The sequence below is a fragment of the Actinomadura meyerae genome (genome assembly GCF_900188445.1).
GTDB classification, from domain to species: Bacteria; Actinomycetota; Actinomycetes; order Streptosporangiales; family Streptosporangiaceae; genus Spirillospora; species Spirillospora meyerae.
In genome coordinates, this window is record NZ_FZOR01000023.1 from 48,856 (window position 1) to 70,658 (window position 21,803).

The 21,803-nt window shown below is 73.8% G+C and carries 19 protein-coding genes; 9 read left to right on the top strand and 10 right to left on the bottom strand.

Annotation, left to right across the window (positions count from 1 at the left end):
- Positions 1–29: 29 nt before the first annotated feature.
- Genes CHF16_RS22750 through CHF16_RS22770 form a run of 5 tightly spaced genes read right to left on the bottom strand, consistent with a single transcriptional unit; the run spans position 30 to position 5,822 of the window.
- Positions 30–1,145 carry a glycoside hydrolase family 15 protein gene (locus CHF16_RS22750; protein ID WP_089328131.1) on the bottom strand — a complete coding sequence of 372 codons (1,116 nt, stop codon included), beginning with the start codon at positions 1,143–1,145 and terminating at the stop codon, positions 30–32.
- Complete coding sequence (locus CHF16_RS22755; RefSeq protein ID WP_179271658.1) at positions 1,135–1,896, bottom strand: class I SAM-dependent methyltransferase; 762 nt, start codon at positions 1,894–1,896, stop codon at positions 1,135–1,137. The genes CHF16_RS22750 and CHF16_RS22755 overlap by 11 nt, the downstream gene beginning before the upstream one ends.
- A 40-nt stretch (positions 1,897–1,936) precedes the next feature.
- Positions 1,937–3,232, bottom strand: coding sequence for a glycosyltransferase family 4 protein (locus tag CHF16_RS22760; protein WP_089328133.1), 1,296 nt, complete (start codon positions 3,230–3,232; stop codon positions 1,937–1,939).
- A 28-nt stretch (positions 3,233–3,260) separates the two neighbouring features.
- On the bottom strand, positions 3,261–4,520 hold the full coding sequence (locus CHF16_RS22765) for a cytochrome P450 (protein ID WP_089328134.1): 1,260 nt from the start codon (positions 4,518–4,520) through the stop codon (positions 3,261–3,263).
- A gap of 30 nt (positions 4,521–4,550) precedes the next feature.
- Positions 4,551–5,822, bottom strand: a complete 1,272-nt coding sequence (locus tag CHF16_RS22770; RefSeq protein WP_089328135.1) for a cytochrome P450 — start codon at positions 5,820–5,822, stop codon at positions 4,551–4,553.
- A gap of 364 nt (positions 5,823–6,186) precedes the next feature.
- On the opposite strand from CHF16_RS22770, the gene CHF16_RS22775 reads away from it, so the two are divergent.
- Positions 6,187–7,347: an erythromycin esterase family protein gene (locus CHF16_RS22775; RefSeq protein WP_089328136.1), complete on the top strand. Its 1,161-nt coding sequence runs from the start codon at positions 6,187–6,189 to the stop codon at positions 7,345–7,347.
- A 15-nt stretch (positions 7,348–7,362) separates the two neighbouring features.
- Here the strand turns inward: CHF16_RS22775 and CHF16_RS22780 are convergent, their stop codons facing one another.
- The 3 genes from CHF16_RS22780 to CHF16_RS22790 form a co-directional block, all read right to left on the bottom strand.
- Positions 7,363–8,352: an MBL fold metallo-hydrolase gene (locus CHF16_RS22780; RefSeq protein WP_089328137.1), complete on the bottom strand. Its 990-nt coding sequence runs from the start codon at positions 8,350–8,352 to the stop codon at positions 7,363–7,365.
- A gap of 84 nt (positions 8,353–8,436) precedes the next feature.
- Positions 8,437–9,594: a steroid 3-ketoacyl-CoA thiolase gene (locus tag CHF16_RS22785; RefSeq protein ID WP_089328138.1), complete on the bottom strand. Its 1,158-nt coding sequence runs from the start codon at positions 9,592–9,594 to the stop codon at positions 8,437–8,439.
- A 121-nt stretch (positions 9,595–9,715) separates the two neighbouring features.
- A complete protein-coding gene (locus CHF16_RS22790; RefSeq protein WP_089328139.1) occupies positions 9,716–10,996 on the bottom strand; it encodes a cytochrome P450 in 1,281 nt (426 codons plus the stop codon).
- A gap of 329 nt (positions 10,997–11,325) precedes the next feature.
- Here CHF16_RS22790 and CHF16_RS22795 point away from each other — a divergent pair, with 329 nt between their 5' ends.
- Positions 11,326–11,721 carry an SCO2583/SCO2584 N-terminal domain-containing protein gene (locus tag CHF16_RS22795; protein WP_089328140.1) on the top strand — a complete coding sequence of 132 codons (396 nt, stop codon included), beginning with the start codon at positions 11,326–11,328 and terminating at the stop codon, positions 11,719–11,721.
- Here CHF16_RS22795 and CHF16_RS22800 read toward each other — a convergent pair.
- On the bottom strand, positions 11,718–12,926 hold the full coding sequence (locus CHF16_RS22800) for a cytochrome P450 (protein WP_245869043.1): 1,209 nt from the start codon (positions 12,924–12,926) through the stop codon (positions 11,718–11,720). The genes CHF16_RS22795 and CHF16_RS22800 overlap by 4 nt on opposite strands.
- Positions 12,927–13,115: 189 nt before the next feature.
- Here CHF16_RS22800 and CHF16_RS22805 point away from each other — a divergent pair, with 189 nt between their 5' ends.
- The 7 genes from CHF16_RS22805 to CHF16_RS22835 all read left to right on the top strand — a co-directional run bounded on the left by CHF16_RS22805 (position 13,116) and on the right by CHF16_RS22835 (position 20,287).
- A complete protein-coding gene (locus tag CHF16_RS22805) occupies positions 13,116–14,117 on the top strand; it encodes a 3-oxoacyl-ACP synthase III family protein (RefSeq protein ID WP_089328141.1) in 1,002 nt (333 codons plus the stop codon).
- A 2-nt stretch (positions 14,118–14,119) separates the two neighbouring features.
- Complete coding sequence (locus CHF16_RS22810; protein ID WP_089328142.1) at positions 14,120–14,872, top strand: glycosyltransferase family 2 protein; 753 nt, start codon at positions 14,120–14,122, stop codon at positions 14,870–14,872.
- Positions 14,869–16,077: a cytochrome P450 gene (locus CHF16_RS22815; protein WP_089328143.1), complete on the top strand. Its 1,209-nt coding sequence runs from the start codon at positions 14,869–14,871 to the stop codon at positions 16,075–16,077. The genes CHF16_RS22810 and CHF16_RS22815 overlap by 4 nt, the downstream gene beginning before the upstream one ends.
- Entirely contained in the window at positions 16,074–17,585 is a 1,512-nt protein-coding gene (locus CHF16_RS22820; protein ID WP_089328144.1) for a class I adenylate-forming enzyme family protein, read from the top strand. Before CHF16_RS22815 ends, CHF16_RS22820 begins: the two co-directional genes overlap by 4 nt.
- 46 nt (positions 17,586–17,631) lie before the next feature.
- Positions 17,632–18,558 (top strand): NAD-dependent epimerase/dehydratase family protein, encoded by a 927-nt coding sequence (locus CHF16_RS22825; RefSeq protein WP_089328145.1) that lies wholly within the window; start codon positions 17,632–17,634, stop codon positions 18,556–18,558.
- Between the two features lie 49 nt (positions 18,559–18,607).
- Positions 18,608–19,351, top strand: a complete 744-nt coding sequence (locus CHF16_RS22830; protein WP_089328146.1) for a Clp protease N-terminal domain-containing protein — start codon at positions 18,608–18,610, stop codon at positions 19,349–19,351.
- A 75-nt stretch (positions 19,352–19,426) separates the two neighbouring features.
- The gene (locus tag CHF16_RS22835) at positions 19,427–20,287 is read left to right on the top strand and encodes an alpha/beta fold hydrolase (RefSeq protein WP_089328147.1); all 861 of its coding nucleotides are present in this window, start codon (positions 19,427–19,429) and stop codon (positions 20,285–20,287) included.
- Between the two features lie 38 nt (positions 20,288–20,325).
- Here the strand turns inward: CHF16_RS22835 and CHF16_RS22840 are convergent, their stop codons facing one another.
- Positions 20,326–21,795: a PucR family transcriptional regulator gene (locus CHF16_RS22840; protein WP_089328148.1), complete on the bottom strand. Its 1,470-nt coding sequence runs from the start codon at positions 21,793–21,795 to the stop codon at positions 20,326–20,328.
- Between the last annotated feature and the right edge of the window lie 8 nt (positions 21,796–21,803).

Genomic DNA, 21,803 nt, shown 5'->3' on the forward strand with positions numbered 1-21,803 from the left:
CGCCGGCCGGCCCGGGCGGGTCCCCCCGATCAGCCGCGGCCGGCCGCCGGTACGAGCGCGCACCCGCACGCGAGCGGATCGGACGCCTCAGACGGCCCGAGCGGCCGCCCGGCGACCTCCTTGAACAGCCGGGAGCCGGGGGAGGCGTCCGCCAGCGCGTCGGCCGCGAGGATCACCGCCGCCGCCGTGTAGGTGGAGCGGTCCCCCGGGAAGTGCCGCTCGTTCTCGAACTGCCAGCCCGTCCAGTACGAGCCGTCCTCGTGCCGCAGGTGCTGGATCGTCGTGAACAGCTCCAGCGCCCGGTCGCGGTCGCCGGACGCGTCCAGCGCCAGCACCAGCTCGCAGCTCTCCGCCGCCGTCACCCACGGCTGGTCCGACACGCACCGGCAGCCGAGGCCCGGCACCACGAACGTGTCCCAGCCCTCGGCGAACCGCCGCGCCGCGTCCGCGCCGCGGACCGGGCCGCCGAGCACCGGGTAGTACCAGTCCATCGACCAGCGGCTCTTGTCGGCGAACGCCTCCGGGTGCGCGGCCACCACGTGCCCGAGCTGGTCGGCGGCGAGCTCCCACTCCGGCTGCGGCTCGCCGAGGTGCTCGGCCAGCGCGACCGCGCAGCGCAGCGACTGGTAGATCGACGAGCAGCCGGTCAGCAGCGCGTGGTCGGACGGCTCGCCGCTCTCGTGCCGGATCCAGATGATCTCCCCGCGCCGGGTGCGCAGCCCGAGCGTGAAGTCGATCGCCCGGCGGACCGCCGGCCACATGTGCCGCGCGAAGCCCTCGTCGCCGGTGCACAGCAGCTCGTGCCAGACGCCGACCGCCACGTAGGCGGCGTGGTTGGACTCGCCGCCCGGCTCGGTGACCTCGCCGAGCACCCACTTCGCGGGCCAGGACCCGTCCGGCCGCTGGACGCTCCGCAGCCACTCGTAGGCCCGCCGCGCCTCCGCGCCGAACCCGGCGACGGTCAGCGCCATCGCCGCCTCGACGTGGTTCCAGGCGTCCACGTGGCCGGGCACGCCGCCGGTCGGCGAGAACCACGGGATGGCGCCGGACGCCTCCTGCTGCGCCACGATGCTGCGCGCCGTGGCGACGATGTCGTCGGAGGTCAGGACGCCGGGGACGGAGGGCGGGGCGGCCTCAGACCGCATCCGCCGTCTCCTTGGCCGGGGCCGCGGGCGTGCCCGGCACGGCGGGCTTGGCGAAGTACACGACGACGCTCTTGCCGATCAGCGGGTTCATCACCCGCTCGGCGAGCCGCGTCGCCAGCGGCCGCTTCATGATGTCCCACACGAGGATCTGGTGGTACGCCTTGGCGAGCGGGTTGGCGTCGTTGTCGACCCCCACCGCGCACTTGATCCACCAGTACGGGGCGTGCAGGCCGTGCGCGTGGTGGTGGCCGCCGACCTTGAAGCCGATCGACTTCAGCTTGGCCTCCAGCTCGGCGCGGGTGTAGATCCGCACGTGCCCGCCGGGGGCGGTGTGGTAGTCCTCGGACAGCGCCCAGCACACCCGTTCGGGCAGCCAGCTCGGCACCGTCACGGCCAGCTTCCCGCCGGGCTTGAGGACGCGGAGCAGCTCCCGCATCGCCCGCATGTCGTCGGGGATGTGCTCCAGCACCTCGGACGCGATGATCGCGTCGAAGTGGTCGTCGGGGAACGGCAGGTCGAGCGCGTCACCCTGCACGGTCTCGGCGGTCGCGCCGGCCGGCACCTCGTCCGCGAGGCGCATCGCCCCGAACATCTTCTCCACGCCCGCCAGCTCGTCGGCGTCCATGTCGAAGGCCACGACGTGCGCACCCCGGCGGTACAGCTCGAAGGCGTGCCGTCCGGCGCCGCATCCCATGTCGAGGACGCGGTCTCCGGGGGTGACGCGGAACCGCTGGAAATCCACGGTCAGCAGGGTCGTGCTCCTTCCGTACAGGGGGCCCGGCGGGCGTCCCCTACTTGCCCTTCGCGGCCAGCCGCAGGTAGTTCTGCTGGGCGATGGCCGCCCGGTAGTGCTCGACGGTGGCGCGTGCCACGGCCGGCCAGGCGAAGCGCCGCTGGACGCGGGCGAGCCCCGCGGCACCGGTCCGTGCCCGCTCCTCGGCGGAGTCGTGCAGGCGGTGCAGGGTCGCGGCCAGCTCCTCGACGTCCCCGGGCGAGACGAGGATCCCCGCGTCGCCGACGACCTCGGGCAGCGCGCCGGCGCGGCTCGCGACCAGCGGCGTGCCGGACGCCATGTGCTCCACGGCGGGCAGCGAGAACCCCTCGTACCGGGACGGGACGACGGCGATCTCCGCCGACGCCAGCAGCTCGCCCAGCTCGTCGTCGCTGATCCCGCTGACGAACCGCACGCGGTCGCCGAGGGCGAGCTCGCGGACGAGCCTCTCGGTCGGGCCGTCCTTCTGCGGCCTGCTGACGATCACGACGTGGACGTCCCGCTCGGTCGCGACCTTGGCGACCGCGCGCAGCAGCACGTCCACGCCCTTGATCGGCGCGTCCGCGCTGGCCATCGCCACGATCCGGCCGGGGACGCGCTCGCCGCGCGGGTGGAAGATGCGGGTGTCGACGCCGAGCGGCAGGATCTCGATGTCGCGCGGGTCGACCTTGAAGTCCTTGACGATGTCGACCTTGGACGACTCCGACACCGTCAGCACCGGGCCGATCCGCCGCGACACCTGGGCCTGCATCGCGACGAACCCGTACCAGCGGCGCTTGCCGAGCTTCTGCTTGATCCCGCGCGCGGCCTCCAGCTCGATGCGCCGGTCCACGCTGATCGGGTGGTGGATGCTGGTCACCAGCGGCAGCCCGAGCCCGGCGATGCCGAGGTTGCCGAGCCCGAGGACCTGGTTGTCGTGCACCACGTCGAAGTCGCGCCGGCGCCGCTTCAGCAGCCGCAGCGCGCGCAGCGAGAACGTCAGCGGCTCGGGGAAGCCGCCCGTCTTCATGTGCGCGAACTCGAGGACGTCCACCCAGTCGCGGAACTCGCGGAGGGCGGGGGTGCGGAACGGGTCCTCGTCCCGGTAGAGGTCCAGGCTCGGGAGCTTGGTGAGGACGATCTCCTCCCGGTCCAGCTCGGGATACGGCTGGCCGGAGACCACCTCGACCGAGTGCCCGAGATCGACCAGCTCCCGGCTCAGATGCCGGAGGTAGACCCCCTGGCCGCCGCAGTGCGGCTTGCTCCGGTACGAGAGCAGGGCGACCCGCAGGGGGCCGTCCTGCGCATGACCGCCCGCCTCGCCTGCCTCACCCACGCCAGCCCCTGCCCACGCACCACTCCCGTCAGTCGAGGGACGCCGGACGCACACGCACCGGCATCTCCTTTATGCCGTTGATGAAACTAGACCTTAGCCTGCGAACGTTACCGCTGAGTTCAATATTGGGCACAGTGTCCAAAAGTGTTTCGAAGAGCACACTCAGCTCGAGTCGGGCGAGGTGGGACCCCAGGCAGAAGTGCGGCCCGCCGCCGCCGAAGCCGAGGTGGGGGTTCGGGTCCCGGCCCACGTCGAACGCCCACGGGTCGGCGAACACGGCCTCGTCGCGGTTCGCGGAGGAGTAGAAGACGACGACCTTGTCGCCCTCCTTGATCGTCTTGCCGCCGAGCTCGGTGTCCCGGACGGCGGTCCGCCGGAACAGGTTGACCGGCGTGACCCAGCGGACGATCTCGTCCGCCGCCGTGCGGACCAGCGACCGGTCGGCCTTCAGCCGCTCCCACTGCTCCGGGTGCTCCAGCAGCGCGAGCATGCCGCCGGTCGCCGCGTTGCGGGTGGTCTCGTTTCCGGCGACCGACAGCAGCATCACGAACAGCTCGAACTCGTCGCCGGTGAGGACCTCGCCGCCGGCGTCCGGCTGGAGGAGCTTCGTGACGATGTCGTCGCGCGGGTTCTCCCGCCGCTCGGCGGCCAGGACGTTGGCGTAGGCGTACAGCTCCGTCGCCGCGGCCTGCCCCTCCTCGGGCGTGCGCTGGAACTCCGGGTCGTCCCCGCCGATGAGGGTGTTCGACCAGGTGAAGATCTTCTCCCGGTCCTCCGGCGGGGCGCCCAGCAGCTCGCAGATCACGTACAGCGGCAGCGGCGCCGCCAGGTCGCGGACGAAGTCGGCGTCCTCCCCCCGCTCCACGGTCTCCGCGACGAGCCTGCGGCAGATGTCGCGGATGTGCTCCTCCAGGGCGCCGATCGCGCGCGGCGTGAACCCGCGGTTCACGATGCTCCGCTTGCGCGAGTGCTCCGGCGGGTCCTGGTTGAGCATCATCATCCGCTGCAGGACGAGGTGCTCCTCCGGCGGCTCGTCGAACAGCGCGAGCCGCCGCCACGAGGAGAACAGCTCCGGGTGCCGCGACACGTGCACGACGTCCTCGTGCCGGGTGACCGCCCAGAACGGCGGGTAGTCCCGGCTCGGGTCGCCGTGGTGCCAGTGGACGGGATCGTGCTCGCGCAGCCAGGTCAGCTGCTCGTGCGGGATGCCGCCGCGCTCGTAGGCGCCCGGGTCGACCAGCTCGATGTCAGGGGTGGCGTCAGGGGTGGCGTGGGGGGTGGTGGTCATCGTCTCGAACCTCCTCGTCCGCAGACGCCGTCAGCCCCCGAGCGGGGCGGACGGTGTGAAGCTCACCGGGATCTCCTTGTAGCCGTTGACGAAGTTGGACCGGAGCCGGCGGGGCTCGCCGGCGAGCCGGATGTCGGGCATCCGGTCGAGGATCGTCTCGAAGATGATGCGCAGGTTCAGCCGGGCGAGGTGGGTGCCGAGGCAGTAGTGCGGGCCGCCGCCGCCGAAGCCGATGTGCGGGTTCGGGTCGCGGCCCACGTCGAACGAGAACGGGGCGTCGAAGACCCGCTCGTCCCGGTTGGCGGAGCCGTAGAACAGCACGACCTTGTCGCCGGCCTTGATCTGCTTGCCGCCGAGCTCGGTGTCGACCAGGGCGGTGCGGCGGAACTGGTTGATCGGGCTCACCCAGCGGACGATCTCCTCGACCGCCGTCGGCAGCAGGCTCCGGTCGGCGCGCAGCCGCTCCCACTGGTCGGGGCGCTCGAAGAAGGCCAGCATGCCGCCCGCGGTCGCGGTCCGGGTGGTCTCGTTCCCGGCGATCGACAGCATGATCACGAACAGCTGGAACTCCTCCAGCGTGATCCGGTTGCCGTCCGCGTCGGGCGCGAGCAGCTTGGTCACGATGTCGTCGCGCGGGGTGGACTCGCGCGCCGCCGCGAGCTGCCCGCCCCACTCGGCGAACTCGGCCGCGCACAGCGTCGACTCCTCGCGGCCCCCGATGAACTCGGGGTCGTTGAAGGCGACCAGCTTGTTCGACCAGTGGAAGATCCGCTCCCGGTCCTCCAGCGGCGCGCCGAGCAGCTCGCAGATCGTGTAGAGCGGGAGCGGCGCGGCGAACTTCTCCACGAAGTCGCACTCGCCGAGCGGCGCCGCCTCGTCGATCAGCTCGTTGCAGATCCGGCGGATGTGGTCCTCCAGCCGGCCGATCATCCGCGGCGTGAAGCCCTTGTTCACCATGGCCCGCAGCCGGGTGTGGTCCGGCGGGTCCTGGAACAGCATCATCTGGCCGTACATGTCGATGTCGTCGGACGAGAACTCCTCGAACATCGCGGTGCGCTCGTGCGAGGAGTACGGGTTGGCGCGCCGCGACACCGACACGACGTCCTCGTGCCGCGTCACGGCCCAGAACCCGGGGACGCCCTCGTTGGGGTCCTGGTGCCAGTGGACGGGGTCGTTGTCGCGCAGCCACTGGAACTGCCGGTGGGGGATGCCTCCGCGCTCGTACACGCCCGGATCGATGACGTCGATCTCGGGGGCGCGGAACACCCGATCGTGCGGAGCGATGGACGTCGCGAGTGCCATGGAAGACCCTTCGTGCCGGGACGGTGCCAGATCGCTCGACTGAGCGCTTGCTTGGCCGCAGACCTAGAACACGTTCTAACATGAGACTGGAGTCTCATCAAGGGCCCGGACGGCAAAGGTGACCTGGCTCGCACACGGCCCCTTCCTCCCCGTTCCGGCTGATGCGTGGATCCGCGCTCCAGCAGCGCGGGAGCTCGCCGGCGCCCGCGCCGCGCCGGCGGCGTTCGACGAGGCGGCCCGCGCCATGTCGGCGAGGGGGACGTCACCCGCGTCTGACGCTGTCGCGTTTGAGGCTTCGGGCGTCGCTACCTGGGGGCAGCGCCCGAAAGCTTCACTCGTCCTTTCAAAGTTACGATTAAGGCACATGAGTCAGGAGATTCACGACTTCGTGTCCGCGTCATGCGAGCTGCTGGCGCTCGGCGAGCCCGCCCACCCGTCCCAGGAACCGGTGTTCGGGGACGTCCGCAACGAGCTGCTCGCCGCGCTGGCGGACCTGGGCTTTCGCTCCATCGCCCTGGAGACCGATCGGGTGGCCGCGCTCGCGGTGGACGACTTCGTCCGGCGCGGGACGGGCACCCTCGACACGGCGATGGCCGAGGGCTTCTCGCACGGCTTCGGCCGGCTGGAGTCCAATCGCCGGCTGGTCGCCTGGATGCGCGAGTACAACGACGGCCGTCCCGCCGGAGAGCGGCTGGCCTTCCACGGCTTCGACGTCCCGGCCGAGAACACCAGCGCGCCCAGCCCGCGCCGCCATCTGGAGTACGCCCGCGACTACCTGGGACTCGACCTCGACATCGCGGCCATGCTCGGCCCCGACGAGAGGTGGAGCCGCCAGGAGGCCATCCTGGACCCGGCGGAGTCGCCCGGCGGCAGCCCCGAGGCGGCCCGCTCACGGGCGGCGGCCGACGACATGCTCACCTCGCTCTACGCGCGGGCACCGGAACTGATCGCGGCGACCTCGCGCGCCGCCTGGTTCCGCGCCCGCACCCACCTCACCGCGGGCATCGGCCTGCTCCGCTACCACGCGCAGGCCGCCCGGCGGATCGAGGAGAGCGCGCGGATCTCGGGCCTGATGGCCACGCGGGACGCGCTCATGGCCCAGCACCTCCTGGACGTCCGCGCGATCGAGGCGGAGCGCGGCCCGACCCTCGTCTTCGCGCACAACAGCCACCTCCAGCGCAACCCGAGCAGCATGAGCATGGCGGGAATGGACATCGGCTGGTCGTCCGCCGGAGCCATCGCGGGGTCGCTGCTGGACGGCCGGTACACCGTCATCATCGGCAGCATGGGACGCAGCGAAGCCCTCGGCCTGGGCGAACCCGACCCCGGCACCTACGAGGGCTTCCTGCAGCACCGCACCATGACGTGGAGCCTGACGAGCGCCGGCGCGATCCCTCCCGCGCGCACACGCACCGACATGACGCCGGGACGGCACTACGCCGCCCTCGACGGGCCGGGCGTCGCCGCCGCCGACGCGGTCCTGCACGTCGCCGCCGCCGGTGTGCAGGCCGCGGACGGTTGGTGAGCGGTTAGCGGGCGGTCAGCGCAGGACGTAGCGCAGGGGGTCGTCCGTGCCCTCGCGGCGGGCGACTCCTCGCGTCTCCAGGGTGCGGAGGTGGGCGGCGGCCTCGGCGGCGGCCATGCGGCGCGACTGCTGGGACATCTCGGCCCACGGGTGCCGCCAGCTGAGGCCCGCTGTCAGGTCCCACAGCGTGATGGGCGATGGGGACAGCAGGGCCGCCACCTCGGCGAGCCGCTCCTCGTGGTGCGCGATGATCTCGCGGGCGCGGCCGGAGAGGCCGTTGAAGCGGTACTGGTGGGCGGGGAGCACCTCGTCCACCCCCATGGCCGAGACCTTGTCGAGCGAGCCCAGGAAGTCGCTCAGCGGGTCCACGTCCGGGGTGTCGTACGGGTAGAGGCCGATGTGCGGGGTGATGCGCGGCAGGACGTGGTCGCCGGTGAAGATGCGGTCGCCGTCCTCGAGGTGGAGGCAGATGTGGCCGGGGGAGTGGCCCGGCGTCCAGATGGCGCGCAGCCGCCGCCCCGGGACGTCGGCCAGGTCGCCGTTCGCCAGCTCACGGTCGGGGATCGCCGGCGGCGACACCGAGGTCCGCCCGCTCGGGCCGGTCAGCTCGGACTCGGCGGCACCGGCGCGGCGCAGCGCGGTCAGCTCGAACTGGCGGCGGTCGCCCTGCCCGGCGGCGTGGAACATCCGGACGACGTCGGCGTCCGCGTGGTGCATCGCGATCCAGGCGCCGGACGTCTCGCGGACGCGCCCCGCGAGCCCCGAGTGGTCCGGGTGGAAGTGCGTGACGACCACGCCGTGGACGTCCGACATCTGGATCCCGAACGTGCCGAGGCCGTCGCGGAGGGCCGCCCAGGCGTCCTCGTGCTGCCAGCCCGCGTCGATCAGGACGGGCCCCTTCGGGCTTTCCACCGCGTACACGAGGGTGTACGCGAGCGGGTTGTCCGGGATGGGGACGGGAACGCTCCACAGCCCGCCGCCGAGGTCCTCAGGTTCCGGCTGCACCGAGACCGCCTTTCGCGCCTATATGAAACATGGGGTCGAGACATGGGTCCGCCCCGGCAACGGTAGCCGGGGCGGACGAGCGGCTCAGATCCGGTCGAGGATGGTGGCCGTGGACAGCGCGCCGCCCGCGCACATGGTGATGAGGGCGGTGCCGGCGTCGCGGCGCTCCAGCTCGTGGAGGGCGGTCGTGATGAGCCGCGCGCCGGTGGCGCCGACCGGGTGGCCGATGGCGATGGCGCCGCCGTTGACGTTGACCTTGTCCATGTCGGGCTTGTGGACCGACGCCCACGACAGCACGATCGACGCGAACGCCTCGTTGATCTCGGTGATGTCGATGTCGCCCATCGTCATCCCGGACCGCTGGAGCACGCGCTCGGTCGCCTGCACCGGGCCGTCCAGGTGGTAGTACGGCTCGCCGCCGACCAGCGCCTGCGTCCGGATCCGGGCGCGGGGGCGCAGCCCGAGCGCCTTCGCCTTCTCCTCCGACATCAGCAGCACGGCGGCGGCGCCGTCGGAGATCTGCGACGAGGTGCCCGCGGTGTGCAGCGCGTCCGGCATGACGGGCCGCAGCTTGGCGAGGCCGTCGGCGGTCGTCTCGCGCAGGCCCTGGTCGCGGGTGACCTCCCGGGTCTCCCCGGTCGGGTTGCCCTCGGCGTCCAGGACGGGCGCGGTGACGGGCGCGACCTCGCGGTCGAAGCGGCCGTCCGCCCACGCCTTGGCGGCGAGCTGCTGCGAGCGGGCGCCGAACGCGTCCAGGTCGGCGCGGGTGATGCCGCGCCGGGCGGCGATCCGCTCGGCCGCCTCGAACTGGTTCGGCATGTCGAGCGACCAGTCGTCCGGGCGGGGGTTCGCGGGCATCACGTTGGTGCCGAGCGGGGCGCGGCTCATCACCTCGACGCCGCAGCCGATCGCGACGTCCACCACGCCCGCCGCGATCTGCGACGCCGCGAGGTGGACGCCCTGCTGCGAGGAGCCGCACTGCGCGTCGATCGTGGTGACGCCGGTCTGCCACGGCAGCCCCGCGTACAGCCAGGAGTAGCGGCCGATGTGCCCGCCCTGCTCGCCGGCCTGCGTGACGCAGCCGGCGAAGACCTGCTCCACCTCGGCGGCGTCGATGCCGGACCGCTCGACCAGCGCGTTCAGCGCGTGCGCCAGGACGGCCATCGGCTTCAGGCCCGCGAGCCATCCGTTGCGCTTCCCGAGCGGCGTGCGCACCGCCTCGACGATCACCGGGGTACCCATGCGGTCTCCTTCTAGAATACGATTCAGCTTTGAATGTAACGTGTTCTAACTTTTCCCGGCCAGGGCGGGTCCCGGTGAGAGGGATCGGGGAGCGGGCGGTGGGGGCGATGGCGGCCCGCTGTCAGTAGCGGACGCGCAGTTCCTTGATGCCGTTCAGCCAGGCGGAACGGAGCCGCCGCGGCTCGCCGAGGCGCGTGATGCCCGGCATCTGGTCGGCGATCGCGTCGAACATCAGCCCGATCTCCAGGCGGGCGAGGTTCGCGCCGATGCAGTAGTGCGCGCCGGTCCCGCCGAAGCCGAGGTGCGGGTTGGGGGAGCGGGTGATGTCGAACGCCATCGGGTCGGTGAAGACGTCCTCGTCGAAGTTGGCGGAGCTGTAGTACATCGCCACGCGGTCGCCGGCCTTGATCTCCACGCCGCCCAGCTCGGTGTCGCGGACGGCCGTCCGCTGGAAGGCGGTGACGGGCGTCGACCACCGGACGACCTCGTCGGCCGCGGTCTCGGGGCGCTCGGCCTTGTAGAGCTCCCACTGGCCCGGATTCTCCATGAACGCGATCATCCCGTGCGTGATGGCGTTGCGGGTCGTCTCGTTGCCCGCGACCGCGAGCAGGATCATGAAGTAGCCGAACTCGTCGTCGGACAGGCCGTGCCCGTCCACGTCCGCCTGGACGAGCTTGGTCACGATGTCGTGGGCGGGGCAGCCGCGGCGCTGCTCGGCGAGCCCCATCGAGTAGCCGATGATCTCGGCGGCGGCGCAGGCCGGGTCGCCGTCGTACTCGGGGTCGTCGTAGCCGAGCATCTGGTTGGACCAGTCGAACAGCCGCCGCCGGTCCCGCTGCGGGACGCCCATCAGCTCGGCGATCGCCTGCAGCGGCAGCTCGGCCGCGATCTCGGTGACGAAGTCGCCCTCGCCGCCGCGCCGGCGCGCCTCGGTGACGATCCGCTCGGCGCGCTCGGCGAGCGCGTCGCGCAGGCCGTTGACGACCCGCGGGGTGAAGCCGCGCGACACGATCTTGCGCAGTTTGGCGTGCTGCGGCGGGTCCATGTGCAGCAGCAGGTTCTCCCGCTGGACGTCCAGTTCCTCCGCGCCGAACCGCTCGTTGAACCGGATCACCGCGCCGTTGGCGTTGGACGACCACTGCTCGTGGTCGCGGGAGATCTCCTTGATGTGCGCGTGCCTGCTGATCACCCAGAAGCCGTCGTCGGCGAAGCCGGTGGTGCCGCGGGGCTGCGCGTTCCACCAGGGCGCGCCGGTCCGGCGGAGCAGCGCGAACTCGGCGAGGGGGACGCGCTCGGCCATCAGGCCGGGGTCGGCGAAGTCGAATCCGGCGGGCACGGTGGCGGGGACGGTGGCGGGGACGGCGGCGGGGACGGCGGCGGTCTCCGAGACGGTGGCGGTCATGCGGCGGTTCCTCCCGATGGGACGGCGCTTGCGCCCACCGTAGAACCGGTTCCAGGGCCGGTTCAAGAGTAAATGAGACTCAAGTCTATTCTTCTGTCTCCATCAACTGTTTGATTGATGACCATGCAGTCATGATCGTCTCCAACTGGTCCGACGTGCGGCGCGCTCCCGCATGCCACGACCGTGGGCGTGCGGCAAGGGCGGCGTCCGGTGAGCTTCCTCACCGGATGTCGAGGTTTATGTAGAACGCGTTCTAGAAACGTGCCGGAGTGGACGCCGGGAGGGTCGCATAGCCTGGTCGTCCGACCTCCCCCGCGCCGGAGAACCCCATGGCCGCAGATTTCGACGAGCCCGTGTTCGACGAGGAATTCGTGCGGAGCGCCGCGTTCACCGAGCCGTCGGCACGCGAGCGCGCACGCCCCCCGAGCCGCCGGGAGCGGCGCCGCTACCGCCGCTCCGCGCGGCGGGCCGCCGGGGCCGGCCGCCTGCGCCGGCGCCGCCGCGGAGCCGAACCGAGCCACCGCCGATCGGTGCTCCAGCTCATCGGCGGCGTGCTCGTGCTGTTCGCCATCTCGTTCGCGCTGTGGTGGTGGAACTCCGCGCCCCGCGAACCGGAGCCGGTGCGCCCGGTCAGCCCGACGATCACGCACTCCCCGGAGCCCGCCCCGACCCCCAGGGCCCCCGCGACGACGGTGCCGCCGACGATGGAGATCCCCGAGGTCTAGCCGTCCCGCCGGGCGAGCCGCACCCGCAGCTCGGCGTACGCCGGGACGAGCACGCCGCGCGCCAGGCGGCGGCCCACCACCCGGTACGGCCCGCCGTCCGCCAGCAGCGTGTCCAGCATCCGCGCCGCCTGGGTGCGCGCGACGGCCGCGCCCAGGCACAGGTGGCGGCCCCCGCCGAACCACAGCTGCCGCGTCTCCGGGACGTACTCGCGGCGGATGTCGAACGGCCCCGCGCCGTTCGTCGCGCGGTACGTCAGCAGCAGGACCCGCTCGCCCGCGCGGAGCCGCCGCCCGCCGACGGAGGCGTCCCGCTGCACGTGCCGCCCGATCACCGGGGCCGGGGTCGCGACGCGCAGGCCCTCGCGGACCGCGTTGCCCAGCAGCGACGGGTCGTCCAGCAGCGCCCGCTGCTGCCCGGTGTCGTGCAGCAGCGCGACCGTGCGGGCGGTCCCGGACGCGCCCGTCTCGGTCCCGGCGATCACCAGCAGCGTCGCCAGGCCGCGGGCGAGCGGCAGGCCGAGGTCCAGCTCGCGGCAGCGGCCGAGGAGGGTGTGCGTCCCGGCCGTCCGGTAGGCGTCCGGGACGGCGGCGGTGATCTCGCCCGCGATGCCCCGGGCCCGCGCGAGGACCGCCGGGTCGAGCTCGGTGGACGCGGTGGTGCCGAGCGCCAGCCGGGCGAGCCGCTCCCCGGCCGCGAACAGCTCCCGGTAGCCGCCGTCGTCCCGCCGGGCGGGCAGCCCCAGCAGGTCGGCGACCATCCGCCCGCCGAGCACGCGCGCGGCGTCCGCGACGTCCACGGTGCCGCCCGCGGCGAGCCGGCGGGCGAGCACGGCGTGCGAGGGGCCCTGCGACCGCTCGACCAGCTCGCGCGCGGCGTCCTCGGTGAACAGGTCCCGGGCGCGGGTGCGGATCTCCGCGTGCCGCGCGCCGCCGAAGAACTGCGCCATCTCGTCGCCGAACAGCTGCGTCCACAGGTGCCCGACGCCGCCCTCGCCGTTCATGCCGAAGGCGGCGTGGTCGTTGAGGACCTGCCGGGCGAGCACCGGGTCCGTCACGACCCATCCGAGCCTGGGGACGCGCGCGATGGGACCGGTGTGGCGGGCCGCCTCGAGGAGCGCGAACAGGCCGGGATTGGCCGCCCACAGCAGCCGCGCCTCGTGCCGCGCCGCCGCGCGCACCCCGCGGGAGGTCTTCGTGCTGGTCATCCGGCGATTGTGCCGGGTTGGGAAACCGGCCGGTACGGAGGTACTACTCAATCCGGATAAGTGGCGGTACTCACGGCGAACCGGGTACAACGCCCGGCCGAGGTTCCGTAGGGTCTCCCTCACCGGAGGCGCCCGGGGTCGGCGAGGCTTGCCGCGACCGAGCACGAGGAACCGGGGGAACCCCAGCCCATGAGAGCCCGCATCACCGCCGTCGCGGCGCACCTGCCCGAGCGAACCGTCACCAGCGCCGAGGTCGAGGCCCGGGTGGCGGCCGAGAGCGCGGGGTACCGGCCGCACCCCACCATCGTCGAGCGGATGACCGGCATCCGCGCCCGGCACGTGATGGACGACGGCGAGCAGGCGTCCGACCTGGCCGTCGCCGCCGCCCGCCGCGCCCTCGCCGAGCGCGGCGCCGAACCCGCCGGCCTCGATCTGCTGATCTTCGGGTCGGCGTCGCAGGACCTCATCGAGCCCGCGACCGCGCACATCGTCGCCGCCAAGCTCGGCGCGACCTGCCCGGTGTTCGACGTGAAGAACGCCTGCAACAGCTTCCTCAACGGCCTGCAGATGGCGGACGCGCTGATCCGCACCGGGCAGCACGAGCGCGTGCTCGTGTGCACGGGGGAGAGCCCGTCCCGCGCGGTCCGCTGGAGCGTCCGCGACCGCGCCCAGTTCGTGGACGCGTTCGCCGGCTACACGCTGTCGGACGGCGGCGCCGCGATGCTCGTCGAGGCCGCCCCCGACGGCGGGATCTTCTACCGCGACTTCGCCGCCGTCTCCAGCGCCTGGCGGGTCGGGACGCTGCCCGCCGGCGGCTCGATGCACCCCCGCGACCCCGAGTTCACCTACTTCAGCGGCGACGGGCGCCGGCTGAAGGACGCGTTCCTCGCCGGCGGCCCGGAGATCTTCCTGACCGCGCTGGAGAAGACCGGGCTGACCTGGGACGACTTCGCGGTGGTCGCCGTCCACCAGGTGACGCTGCCCTACCTGGAGGTGCTGCGCTCGGTCCTCGGCGTCCCCGCGGACCGGCTCGTCGTCACGCTGCCCGAGCACGGCAACGTCGCGTCCGCGAGCCTGCCGCTGCAGATCGCCGCCGCCCGCGCCGAGGGGCGCTGCGGCCCCGGCGACCGCGTCGCGCTGGTCGGCCTCGCCGGCGGCATCAGCCTCGGCGTCATGTTCGCGGAGCTGTGACGATGAAACTCTGGGTCGTCATCCCCGCCTACGACGAGGAGCGGTCGATCGGCGCGACGCTGCGCCGCCTCGCCGCGCAGACCGACACCGGCTTCGCGCTGGTCGTCGTCGACAACGGCAGCACCGACGGGACGGCGCGGGTCGTCAAGGAGTTCGCCGCCGGGCACCCCGGCCTGGACGTCCGGATCGTGCACGAGCCCGAGAAGGGGACGGGCGCCGCCGCCGACACCGGCGTCCGGCACGCGATCGCCGCCGGCGCCACCCACATCGCCCGGACCGACGCCGACTGCCTCCCGGCCCGCGGGTGGGTCGCGGCGGTGAAGCGCGCGTTCGGCGATGGGCTGGAGATGGTGTCCGGGCCGCTGCTGCCCCGCACCGACGAGTTCCCGCTGAAGTTCTGGGAGCGGCGCCTGCTGCCCGCCGTCATCGACGCCGCCGCGCTGTTCGGCCGCTTCCGCCCCGGCAACCAGGACCCGCTCTACCTCGGGCCCTACGTCATGATGCCGGGCTGCAACCTCGCCATCACCGCGGACCTGTACGAGCGGTCCGGCGGCTTCCCCCGCACCCGCATCGAGGACGTCCACGAGGACCGCGCGCTCGTCAACCGCGTCCGCTACATCACCGCCGCCTACGGGCTGCGCAAGGACGTGACCGTGTACGGGTCGGTGCGCAGGCTGCGCGCGTTCGGCCTGGTCAGGACGCTCGGCTGGTACGCCGACCACCGCTACCGCCCGCCCGTCGTGGACATCCGGTGAGCGGCCCCGACTGGGAGCGGCGGCTGTACCTGGCCGCGCATCCGCTCGCGTACCCGCTGCTGCGCGGTGTCGCCCGGCGCGGCCCGGTCGTCCGCGTGCCCGGCGTCGGCGTGGTCGTGAACGACGCGGCGGCGGCGCGCGAGGTCCTCATGGACGGGGAGACCTTCCGCAAGGACGGCCCCGGCTCGCCGGGCGACCTGTGGACGCCGGTACTCGGCCCGTCCGTCCTGCTCAACATGGAGGGCGAGGCGCACCGGGCGCTCCGCCGCCGGCTCACCGAGCTGTTCGTCCCGTCCTACACCGAGGCGCTGTGCGGGCGGGTGCTGGACGCGCCGCTGGAGCGGCTCGCGGACCGGCTCCGGCGCGGCGCGACCGTCGACCTCGTGGACACCGCCCGCGTCCTGGCCGGCACGGTGATCGGCGAGGTCATCGGGCTGGAGGGCGGCGGCGAGGCCGCCTACCGCGACCTGTTCGAGCAGGGCGAGCGGATCGTGTCGATGGTGTCGCTGCGCACGCGCCGGCTGTCCCCGGCGCAGGTGCGCCGCGCCCGCGCCGTCCTCGACCCGCTCGGCGACATCGCGGCCAAGGCGTACGAGGCGGGGGACGAGTCGACGGTCATGGGGCGGATGCGGGCACTCGGCCTGTCCGCCGACGAGGCGCGCGGCGCGGCCGGCGCGTTCTTCCTGACCGGCACCGAGACCGTCGCGACGCTGCTGCCGCGCCTGATCGCCCTGCTCGCCGACCACGGGCAGCTCGGCCGCGTCGCCGCCGAGCCCGCGCTGCTGGACCGGGCCGTCGAGGAGGCCATGCGGGTGACGACGCCGACCCCGGTGATGCTGCGCAGCGTGCACCGCCCGGCGCGGGTCGGGGGCGTCGCGATCCGGCCCGGCGACCGGGTGCTGATCGCCACGCACAACTGCTGCCGCGCCCTCGGCCCGTTCGACCTCGACCGCCCGCACCCGCCCGAGCTGCGCCGCCTGTGGTTCGGCGCCGGGCCGCACTTCTGCCTCGGCTACCCCCTCGCGATGGCGCAGATCCGGCTGGTCACCCGGACGCTGCTGGCCGCCGCACCGCTGAAGATCACCCGCCGGGCGGCGGCGCGCGGCGTGCTGATCCCGACCTACCGGTACCTGGCCGTGCGAGCACAGGACGCTCGGGAGAGGGGCGCCGGGGAGAGGGGCGCTGGGGAGAGGGAGGCGGCGTGACGCTCGTCAGGCGGCTGCTCGACCAGGCCGCGCGCATCCCCGGCGAGGTCGCACTGGTCGCGGGGGACGGCACGGAGCTGACCTACGGCGAGCTTCGGCGGCAGGTGCTCGCCGTCCGGCACGGGCTGATCGAGGGCGGGCTCGCCGCGGGGGACGGGGTGCTGTTCTCCGTGCGTCCCTCACCGGAGTCGCTCGTCCTCGCGCTCGGCGTGGTCGCGGCCGGGGGAGTGGTCGTGTTCGCCGACCCCGGGGCCGGGCCCGAGATGTTCACCGCGCGGCTCCGGCTCGCGCGCCCGCGCTGGTCGGCGGCCGAGTCGGTGCTGTACGCGGGCAGCCGGCTGCGGGTCGTCCGGGCCTACGCGCGGCGGCGCGGGCTGCTGCTGCCGGACCTCGCCGGCCTGCGGGTCCCGGGCGAGGGCCCGATGCGGCACATCCACGTCGGCCGCCGCCTGCCGGGGGTACCGCGCGGCGCGGTGCCGTTCGCGCGGCTGGCCCGCGGGGACGCCCCCGAGCCCGGCCGCGACCCCGACCCGGACGCGCCCGCCGCCGTGATCTTCACCTCGGGCACGACCGCGCGGCCGCGCGCCGTGGTGCACACGCAGGCGTCGCTCGCCGCGGCGCTCGACCTGTTCCGGGCGCGGCTGCCGCTCGGCCCCGGCGACGTCGTGCACACCGACCAGCTCATGCTCGGCCTGCCGACGCTGATCGCGGGCGCCCGGTGGTCGATGCCGCCGCTGTTCTGTGCGCCCGCCGCCTTCGCCCGGCTGATGCGCGAGCGGGGCGCGACCCACACGTTCTGCGTCCCCGTCCATCTGGCCGAGGTCCTGGACGCGTGCGGGGAGCTGCCGCCGTCCGTCCGGTACGTGCTGCTCGGCGCGGCGCCCGCGCCCGCGCCGATCCTGCGGAGGGCGGTCGCGGCGGCGCCGAACGCCGAGGTGCTGTCCGTATACGCGATGACGGAGATCCTGCCGGTGGCGATCGCGTCCGCGGAGGAGAAGCTCGCGCACACGGGGCCGGGCTCGGGCGACCTCCTGGGCGCGCCACTGCCCGGTGTGGGCGCACGCCTGGCCGACGACGGCGAACTGCTCCTGTCGGGGCCCAACCTGTGCCGCGGTTACCTGGGCGATGACCCCGTCACCGAACTCCCGACCGGCGACCTGGCCCGCATCGACGATGGACGTCTCGTCCTCACGGGCCGCAAGAAGGACATGCTGATCCGAGGCAAGTTCAACCTCTATCCCGGCCTGTACGAACCATCGATCGCGGCCCTGCCCGACGTGGCCGAAGCCGCGATCGTGGGCGTCCCCGACCCGCGGACGGGGGACGAGGAGGTCGTGCTGGCCGTGGTGGGGCCGCCTCACCTGCCCGCCCGGCTCCAGCGCGAGCTTCCCGACGTCATCGACCATGACGCACTGCCGGACCGGATCGTCGTCCTGGACGACCTCCCGCGCTCCGGCCGCACCCGCAAGCTCGACCGCGACCGGCTCCGCGAACTGGTGGCGCGATGAGGCCGGTGGTGTGGTGAGGCCGGGTGGTGTGGTGAGGCCGGGTGGCATGAGGATCGCGGTGACCGGGGCCTCGGGTTTCGTGGGCGGTGCCGTGTGCCGGGCACTGGCGGCCCACGGCATCACGACGTACGCGTTCGGCCGCCGCCTGTCCGTGACCCCGGCCCACGTGGGCGGCGCGCCCTACCGTTCATGGGACCTGACCAAGGGCCCGCTCCAGGACGCCCCCCGTGTGGATGCCGTCGTCCATTGCGCGGGCAGCGTCACCGACTGGGGACCGGCGTCGACCCTCTTCGCAGCCAACCTCACCGGCACCCGCAACGCCCTGGCGACCTTCCCTGACGCGCGGTTCGTCCATGTGAGCACGGCGAGCGTCTACGACCCGTTCCGCCCGAGCGTCATGGCGCGCGAGGACGAGGCCCCGGTGCCGCGCTACATGAACGCCTACGGGGCGTCCAAGGCGGCGGCCGAGCGTCTGGCGCGGGACCACGGCGCGATCATCCTGCGCCCGCACGCGGTCTACGGCCCCGGCGACACCACGCTGCTGCCGCGCGTCCTGTCGGCGGTGCGCGGTCCCCTGCTGCCCGCCGTGGGCACCGGCCGCCAGCGCGTCAGCCTGACCTCGGTCGGCAACCTCGTCCAGGGCTGCCTGCTGGCCGCGACGGGCCCGGTGGCCTCCGGCGCCTTCAACATCGCCGACGCGGCGCCGGTCACGATCGACGGCGCGTTCCGCGAGATCCTCCGCGAGCGCGGTGTCAGGGCGCGGCCGGTCTACCTGCCCGCCGGTGCGGCCCGCCCGCTCGCCGCGCTCGCCGAGGGCGCCTTCCTGCTGGCCCGCCGCCCCGAGCCGCCGCGCATCACCCGTTACGCGATCAGCCACCTCGCGGTCGAGCGCACCCTCGACATCACCGCCGCCCGGCAGGTCCTCGGCTACGACCCGCACCCGACCTCCTTCGCCGGGGCCGCCGACTGGTGATCGTCAACCACTGGTTGACGCTCGGGGATCGTCAACCTATGGTTGACGCATGACCGAATCGCAGCAGCCCGAATCTCGGCAGCCCCAGCTCCACGTCCGGCTGGACGACCTGATCAACTCGATCAAGAAGGTCCACCCCGACGCGCTCGAACAGCTCTCCAGCGCGGTCCTCGCCGCCGAGCACCTCGGCGAGGTCGCCGACCACCTCATCGGCCACTTCGTCGACCAGGCCCGGCGCTCCGGCGCGTCCTGGACCGACATCGGCCGGAGCATGGGCGTCAGCAAGCAGGCCGCGCAGAAGCGCTTCGTGCCCAAGGGCGCGGACGACCTCGACCCGTCCCAGGCGTTCTCCCGCTACACCACCCGCGCCCGCAGCGTCGTCGTCGCGTCGCAGAACGAGGCCCGCGCCGCCGGCAGCCCGGAGATCACGACCACCCACCTCGTCCTCGGCCTGCTCTCCGAGCCCGAGGCGCTCGCGGCCAAGGCCATCACCGGGCAGGGCGTCCTGCTGGACACCGTCCGCCAGGCCGCCACCGCGGCGCTGCCGCCGGAGTCCGACGACCTCCCGGCCCTCATCCCGTTCGACCAGGGCGCCAAGAAGGCCCTCGAACTGACCTTCCGCGAGGCCCTGCGCCTCGGCCACAACTACATCGGCACCGAGCACATCCTGCTCGCGCTGCTGGAGTTCGAGAACGGCTCCGGCATCCTCTCCGACCTCGGCATCGACAAGGCGGCCGCCGAGGAGAGCATCGCCGAGGCGCTGAAGGCGTTCACCGGGCCGCAGGCTCAGTAGGCCTGCCGCAGGCTCAATGGGCCCGGCCGCGGGCGGCGCCGATGAGTTCTGGAGGGCGGGCTGGTCTGCATCGGCATGGAGAAGCTCATCACCGCCAACGGCGTCGACCTTTGCACCGAGACCTTCGGCGACCCCGGCGACATGCCGGTGCTGCTGATCGGGAACACGATGCTCACCTGGCCCGACGCCCTGTGCGAGCGGCTGGCGGCCCTGCGCCGCTTCGTCGTCCGCTACGACCTGCGCGACACCGGGCGGTCGGCCGCCGCCGACCCGGAGGCGCCCGCCTACACCCTCCGGGACCTGGTCGCGGACGCCGCGGGCCTGCTCGACGCGCTCGGCCTGGCGCGCGCGCACGTCGTCGGTGCCGGACCGGGAGGGTGGATCGCCCAGCTCCTCGCCCTCGACCACCCCGGCCGGGTCGCCACCCTCACCCTGATCGGCACCCGCCCCACGGCGCCCGGCCCCGCCGACCCCGACCTGCCCGAGCACGCTCCCGAGCTCATGGAGCACTTCATGAACCCGCCGCGCGTCGACTGGTCGGACCGGGCCTCCATCGTCGCGTTCCAGCTGGAGAACGCCCGGCACACGGGCGGCCGCGACTTCGACGAGGACGAGGCGCGCGAGAACATCGAGCGCGTCCACGACCGGACCCGGCCCGGGGACCCGGGCGGCGCGGCGCACCGCGCCGACCAGCTGGGCACCGTCTTCGCCGCGCTGGACTGCGGCGACCGGTGGCGCGAGCGCCTCCCGGAGATCACCGCGCCGACCCTGGTCGTCCACGGCGAGGACGACCCGTTCTTCCCGCTCGGCAACGGCGAGGCCCTCGCCGCCGAGATCCCGGGCGCGGAACTCCTCGTCCTGCCGCGTACGGGGACGGGCCTGCCCCGGCGCACCTGGGACGCCGTCGTCCCCGCGCTCGTCCGCCACACGAGCTGACCTGCCCCGCGCGCGGTGCAGATCGCGCGCGGGTCAGGTCAGGCGGAGGGCCAGGTCAGGCGGAGGGCCAGGAAGAAGTCGACCCGGTCCTCCAGCCGGGACAGGTCGCGGCCGGTCAGCTCCTCCACCCGCTGGATGCGGTACCGGACGGAGTTGACGTGCAGGTGGAGCTGCTCGGCGCAGCGCGTCCACGAGCCGGAGTGCCGCAGGAACGTCTCCAGCGTGCGGACGAGGTCGGCGCCGTGCGTCCGGTCGTAGTCGAGCAGCGGGTCCAGCAGGCGCACCGTGAACATGCGGCGGACGTCGTCCGGCACGCTGGCCAGCAGCAGGACGTGGGTGGCGAGCTCGTCGTGCCGGACGACGCGGGCCGGGCCGGGGCGGGCGGCGGCGAGGCGGCGGGCGTGCCGGGCCTCCTCGACGGCGCCGCGCAGGTCGGGGGCCGCCGCCACGCCGCTGACGCCGACCGCCAGCCCGCCCCCGGCCCGGCCGGGTGAGAGCAGGCCGGGCGACAGCAGGTCGAGCGCCGCCTGGAGTTCCGCGGCGACATCGCGCCCCTCGGCCGGGACGAGCCCGACCACCTCGTCCTCCAGTTCGTCCTCCAGCAGGGCCGCCATCCGGAACGGGAGGATCTCCGCGAGGACGGTCCGGACCTCGCCCGGCCGCAGGGCGCCCCCGCCGGAGGCCGCCACGGCGGTGTGCCGCGCGTCCGCGGGCAGGCCGAGCCGGGCGGCGTCCCCGGCGATCAGCAGGTCGGCGTCGACGGCGGCGGGCGCGTCGCGGCGGGCCCGCTCCAGCGCGACGATCGCGGCGAGCTCGCCGGTGAGGGCGCGCCGCTCGGCGGGCCAGTCGGCGAAGTCGCCGTCGAAGACGAGGAACCAGTCCGCGACGCGGGGCGTGCCGCCGCCCGCGACCGCGAACAGCGACGCGTCGAGCGCGGGCTCGTGGTGCGGCAGCCGGGGCGCGGTGAGGAAGGCGCGGGCGAGGGCCTCGGCGTCGGCCGGGGCGGAGCCCGCGACGACGCGCCCGGTCGGGGCCAGGACGTGGCAGTGCCCGACGAGGTCCAGGACGGCGCCGAGGCCGGTGCCCTCGACCAGGCGGCGGTGCCGGTCCAGCACGGCGGCGAGGTCGGCGGCGCGCGCGCTCGACAGGTGCCGGACGACCTCCTCGGTGACGGTCGCGAACGCCACGTCCTCCGGCACCTTGAACAGCGGCAGCCGGTGCCGGCGGCACGCGTCGACGAGGTCGTCCGGGATGGCGCCGAGGGTGAGGTCCCACGCGGCGAGGCCCGAGACGCCCGCCCCGGCGAGGGCCCGCACGAACGTCTCCGAGTCGGCGGGACCGGTCCGCCACACGAGCCCGGTCAGCACGAGCTCCCGGCCGCGCAGGTAGCGGCCGGGATCGAGCAGGTCGGTCGTGACCACCCAGCGGATCGTGCGGTCCAGCTCGTCCGCGCCGGTCACCACCTCCAGCCGCAGCTCCGGCATCGCGAGCAGGGAACGCAGTCTCATAGGGAACG

What these genes read in the sequence shown, in the direction of transcription:
- CHF16_RS22750 (WP_089328131.1), bottom strand. Translation starts at nt 1,145, where the DNA reads ATGCGGTCTGAGGCCGCCCCGCCCTCCGTCCCCGGCGTCCTGACCTCC.
- CHF16_RS22765 (WP_089328134.1), bottom strand. Translation starts at nt 4,520, where the DNA reads ATGACCACCACCCCCCACGCCACCCCTGACGCCACCCCTGACATCGAG.
- CHF16_RS22770 (WP_089328135.1), bottom strand. Translation starts at nt 5,822, where the DNA reads ATGGCACTCGCGACGTCCATCGCTCCGCACGATCGGGTGTTCCGCGCC.
- CHF16_RS22775 (WP_089328136.1), top strand. Translation starts at nt 6,187, where the DNA reads ATGAGTCAGGAGATTCACGACTTCGTGTCCGCGTCATGCGAGCTGCTG.
- CHF16_RS22785 (WP_089328138.1), bottom strand. Translation starts at nt 9,594, where the DNA reads ATGGGTACCCCGGTGATCGTCGAGGCGGTGCGCACGCCGCTCGGGAAG.
- CHF16_RS22790 (WP_089328139.1), bottom strand. Translation starts at nt 10,996, where the DNA reads ATGACCGCCACCGTCTCGGAGACCGCCGCCGTCCCCGCCGCCGTCCCC.
- CHF16_RS22795 (WP_089328140.1), top strand. Translation starts at nt 11,326, where the DNA reads ATGGCCGCAGATTTCGACGAGCCCGTGTTCGACGAGGAATTCGTGCGG.
- CHF16_RS22800 (WP_245869043.1), bottom strand. Translation starts at nt 12,926, where the DNA reads ATGACCAGCACGAAGACCTCCCGCGGGGTGCGCGCGGCGGCGCGGCAC.
- CHF16_RS22805 (WP_089328141.1), top strand. Translation starts at nt 13,116, where the DNA reads ATGAGAGCCCGCATCACCGCCGTCGCGGCGCACCTGCCCGAGCGAACC.
- CHF16_RS22810 (WP_089328142.1), top strand. Translation starts at nt 14,120, where the DNA reads ATGAAACTCTGGGTCGTCATCCCCGCCTACGACGAGGAGCGGTCGATC.
- CHF16_RS22825 (WP_089328145.1), top strand. Translation starts at nt 17,632, where the DNA reads ATGAGGATCGCGGTGACCGGGGCCTCGGGTTTCGTGGGCGGTGCCGTG.
- CHF16_RS22830 (WP_089328146.1), top strand. Translation starts at nt 18,608, where the DNA reads ATGACCGAATCGCAGCAGCCCGAATCTCGGCAGCCCCAGCTCCACGTC.
- CHF16_RS22835 (WP_089328147.1), top strand. Translation starts at nt 19,427, where the DNA reads ATGGAGAAGCTCATCACCGCCAACGGCGTCGACCTTTGCACCGAGACC.
- CHF16_RS22840 (WP_089328148.1), bottom strand. Translation starts at nt 21,795, where the DNA reads ATGAGACTGCGTTCCCTGCTCGCGATGCCGGAGCTGCGGCTGGAGGTG.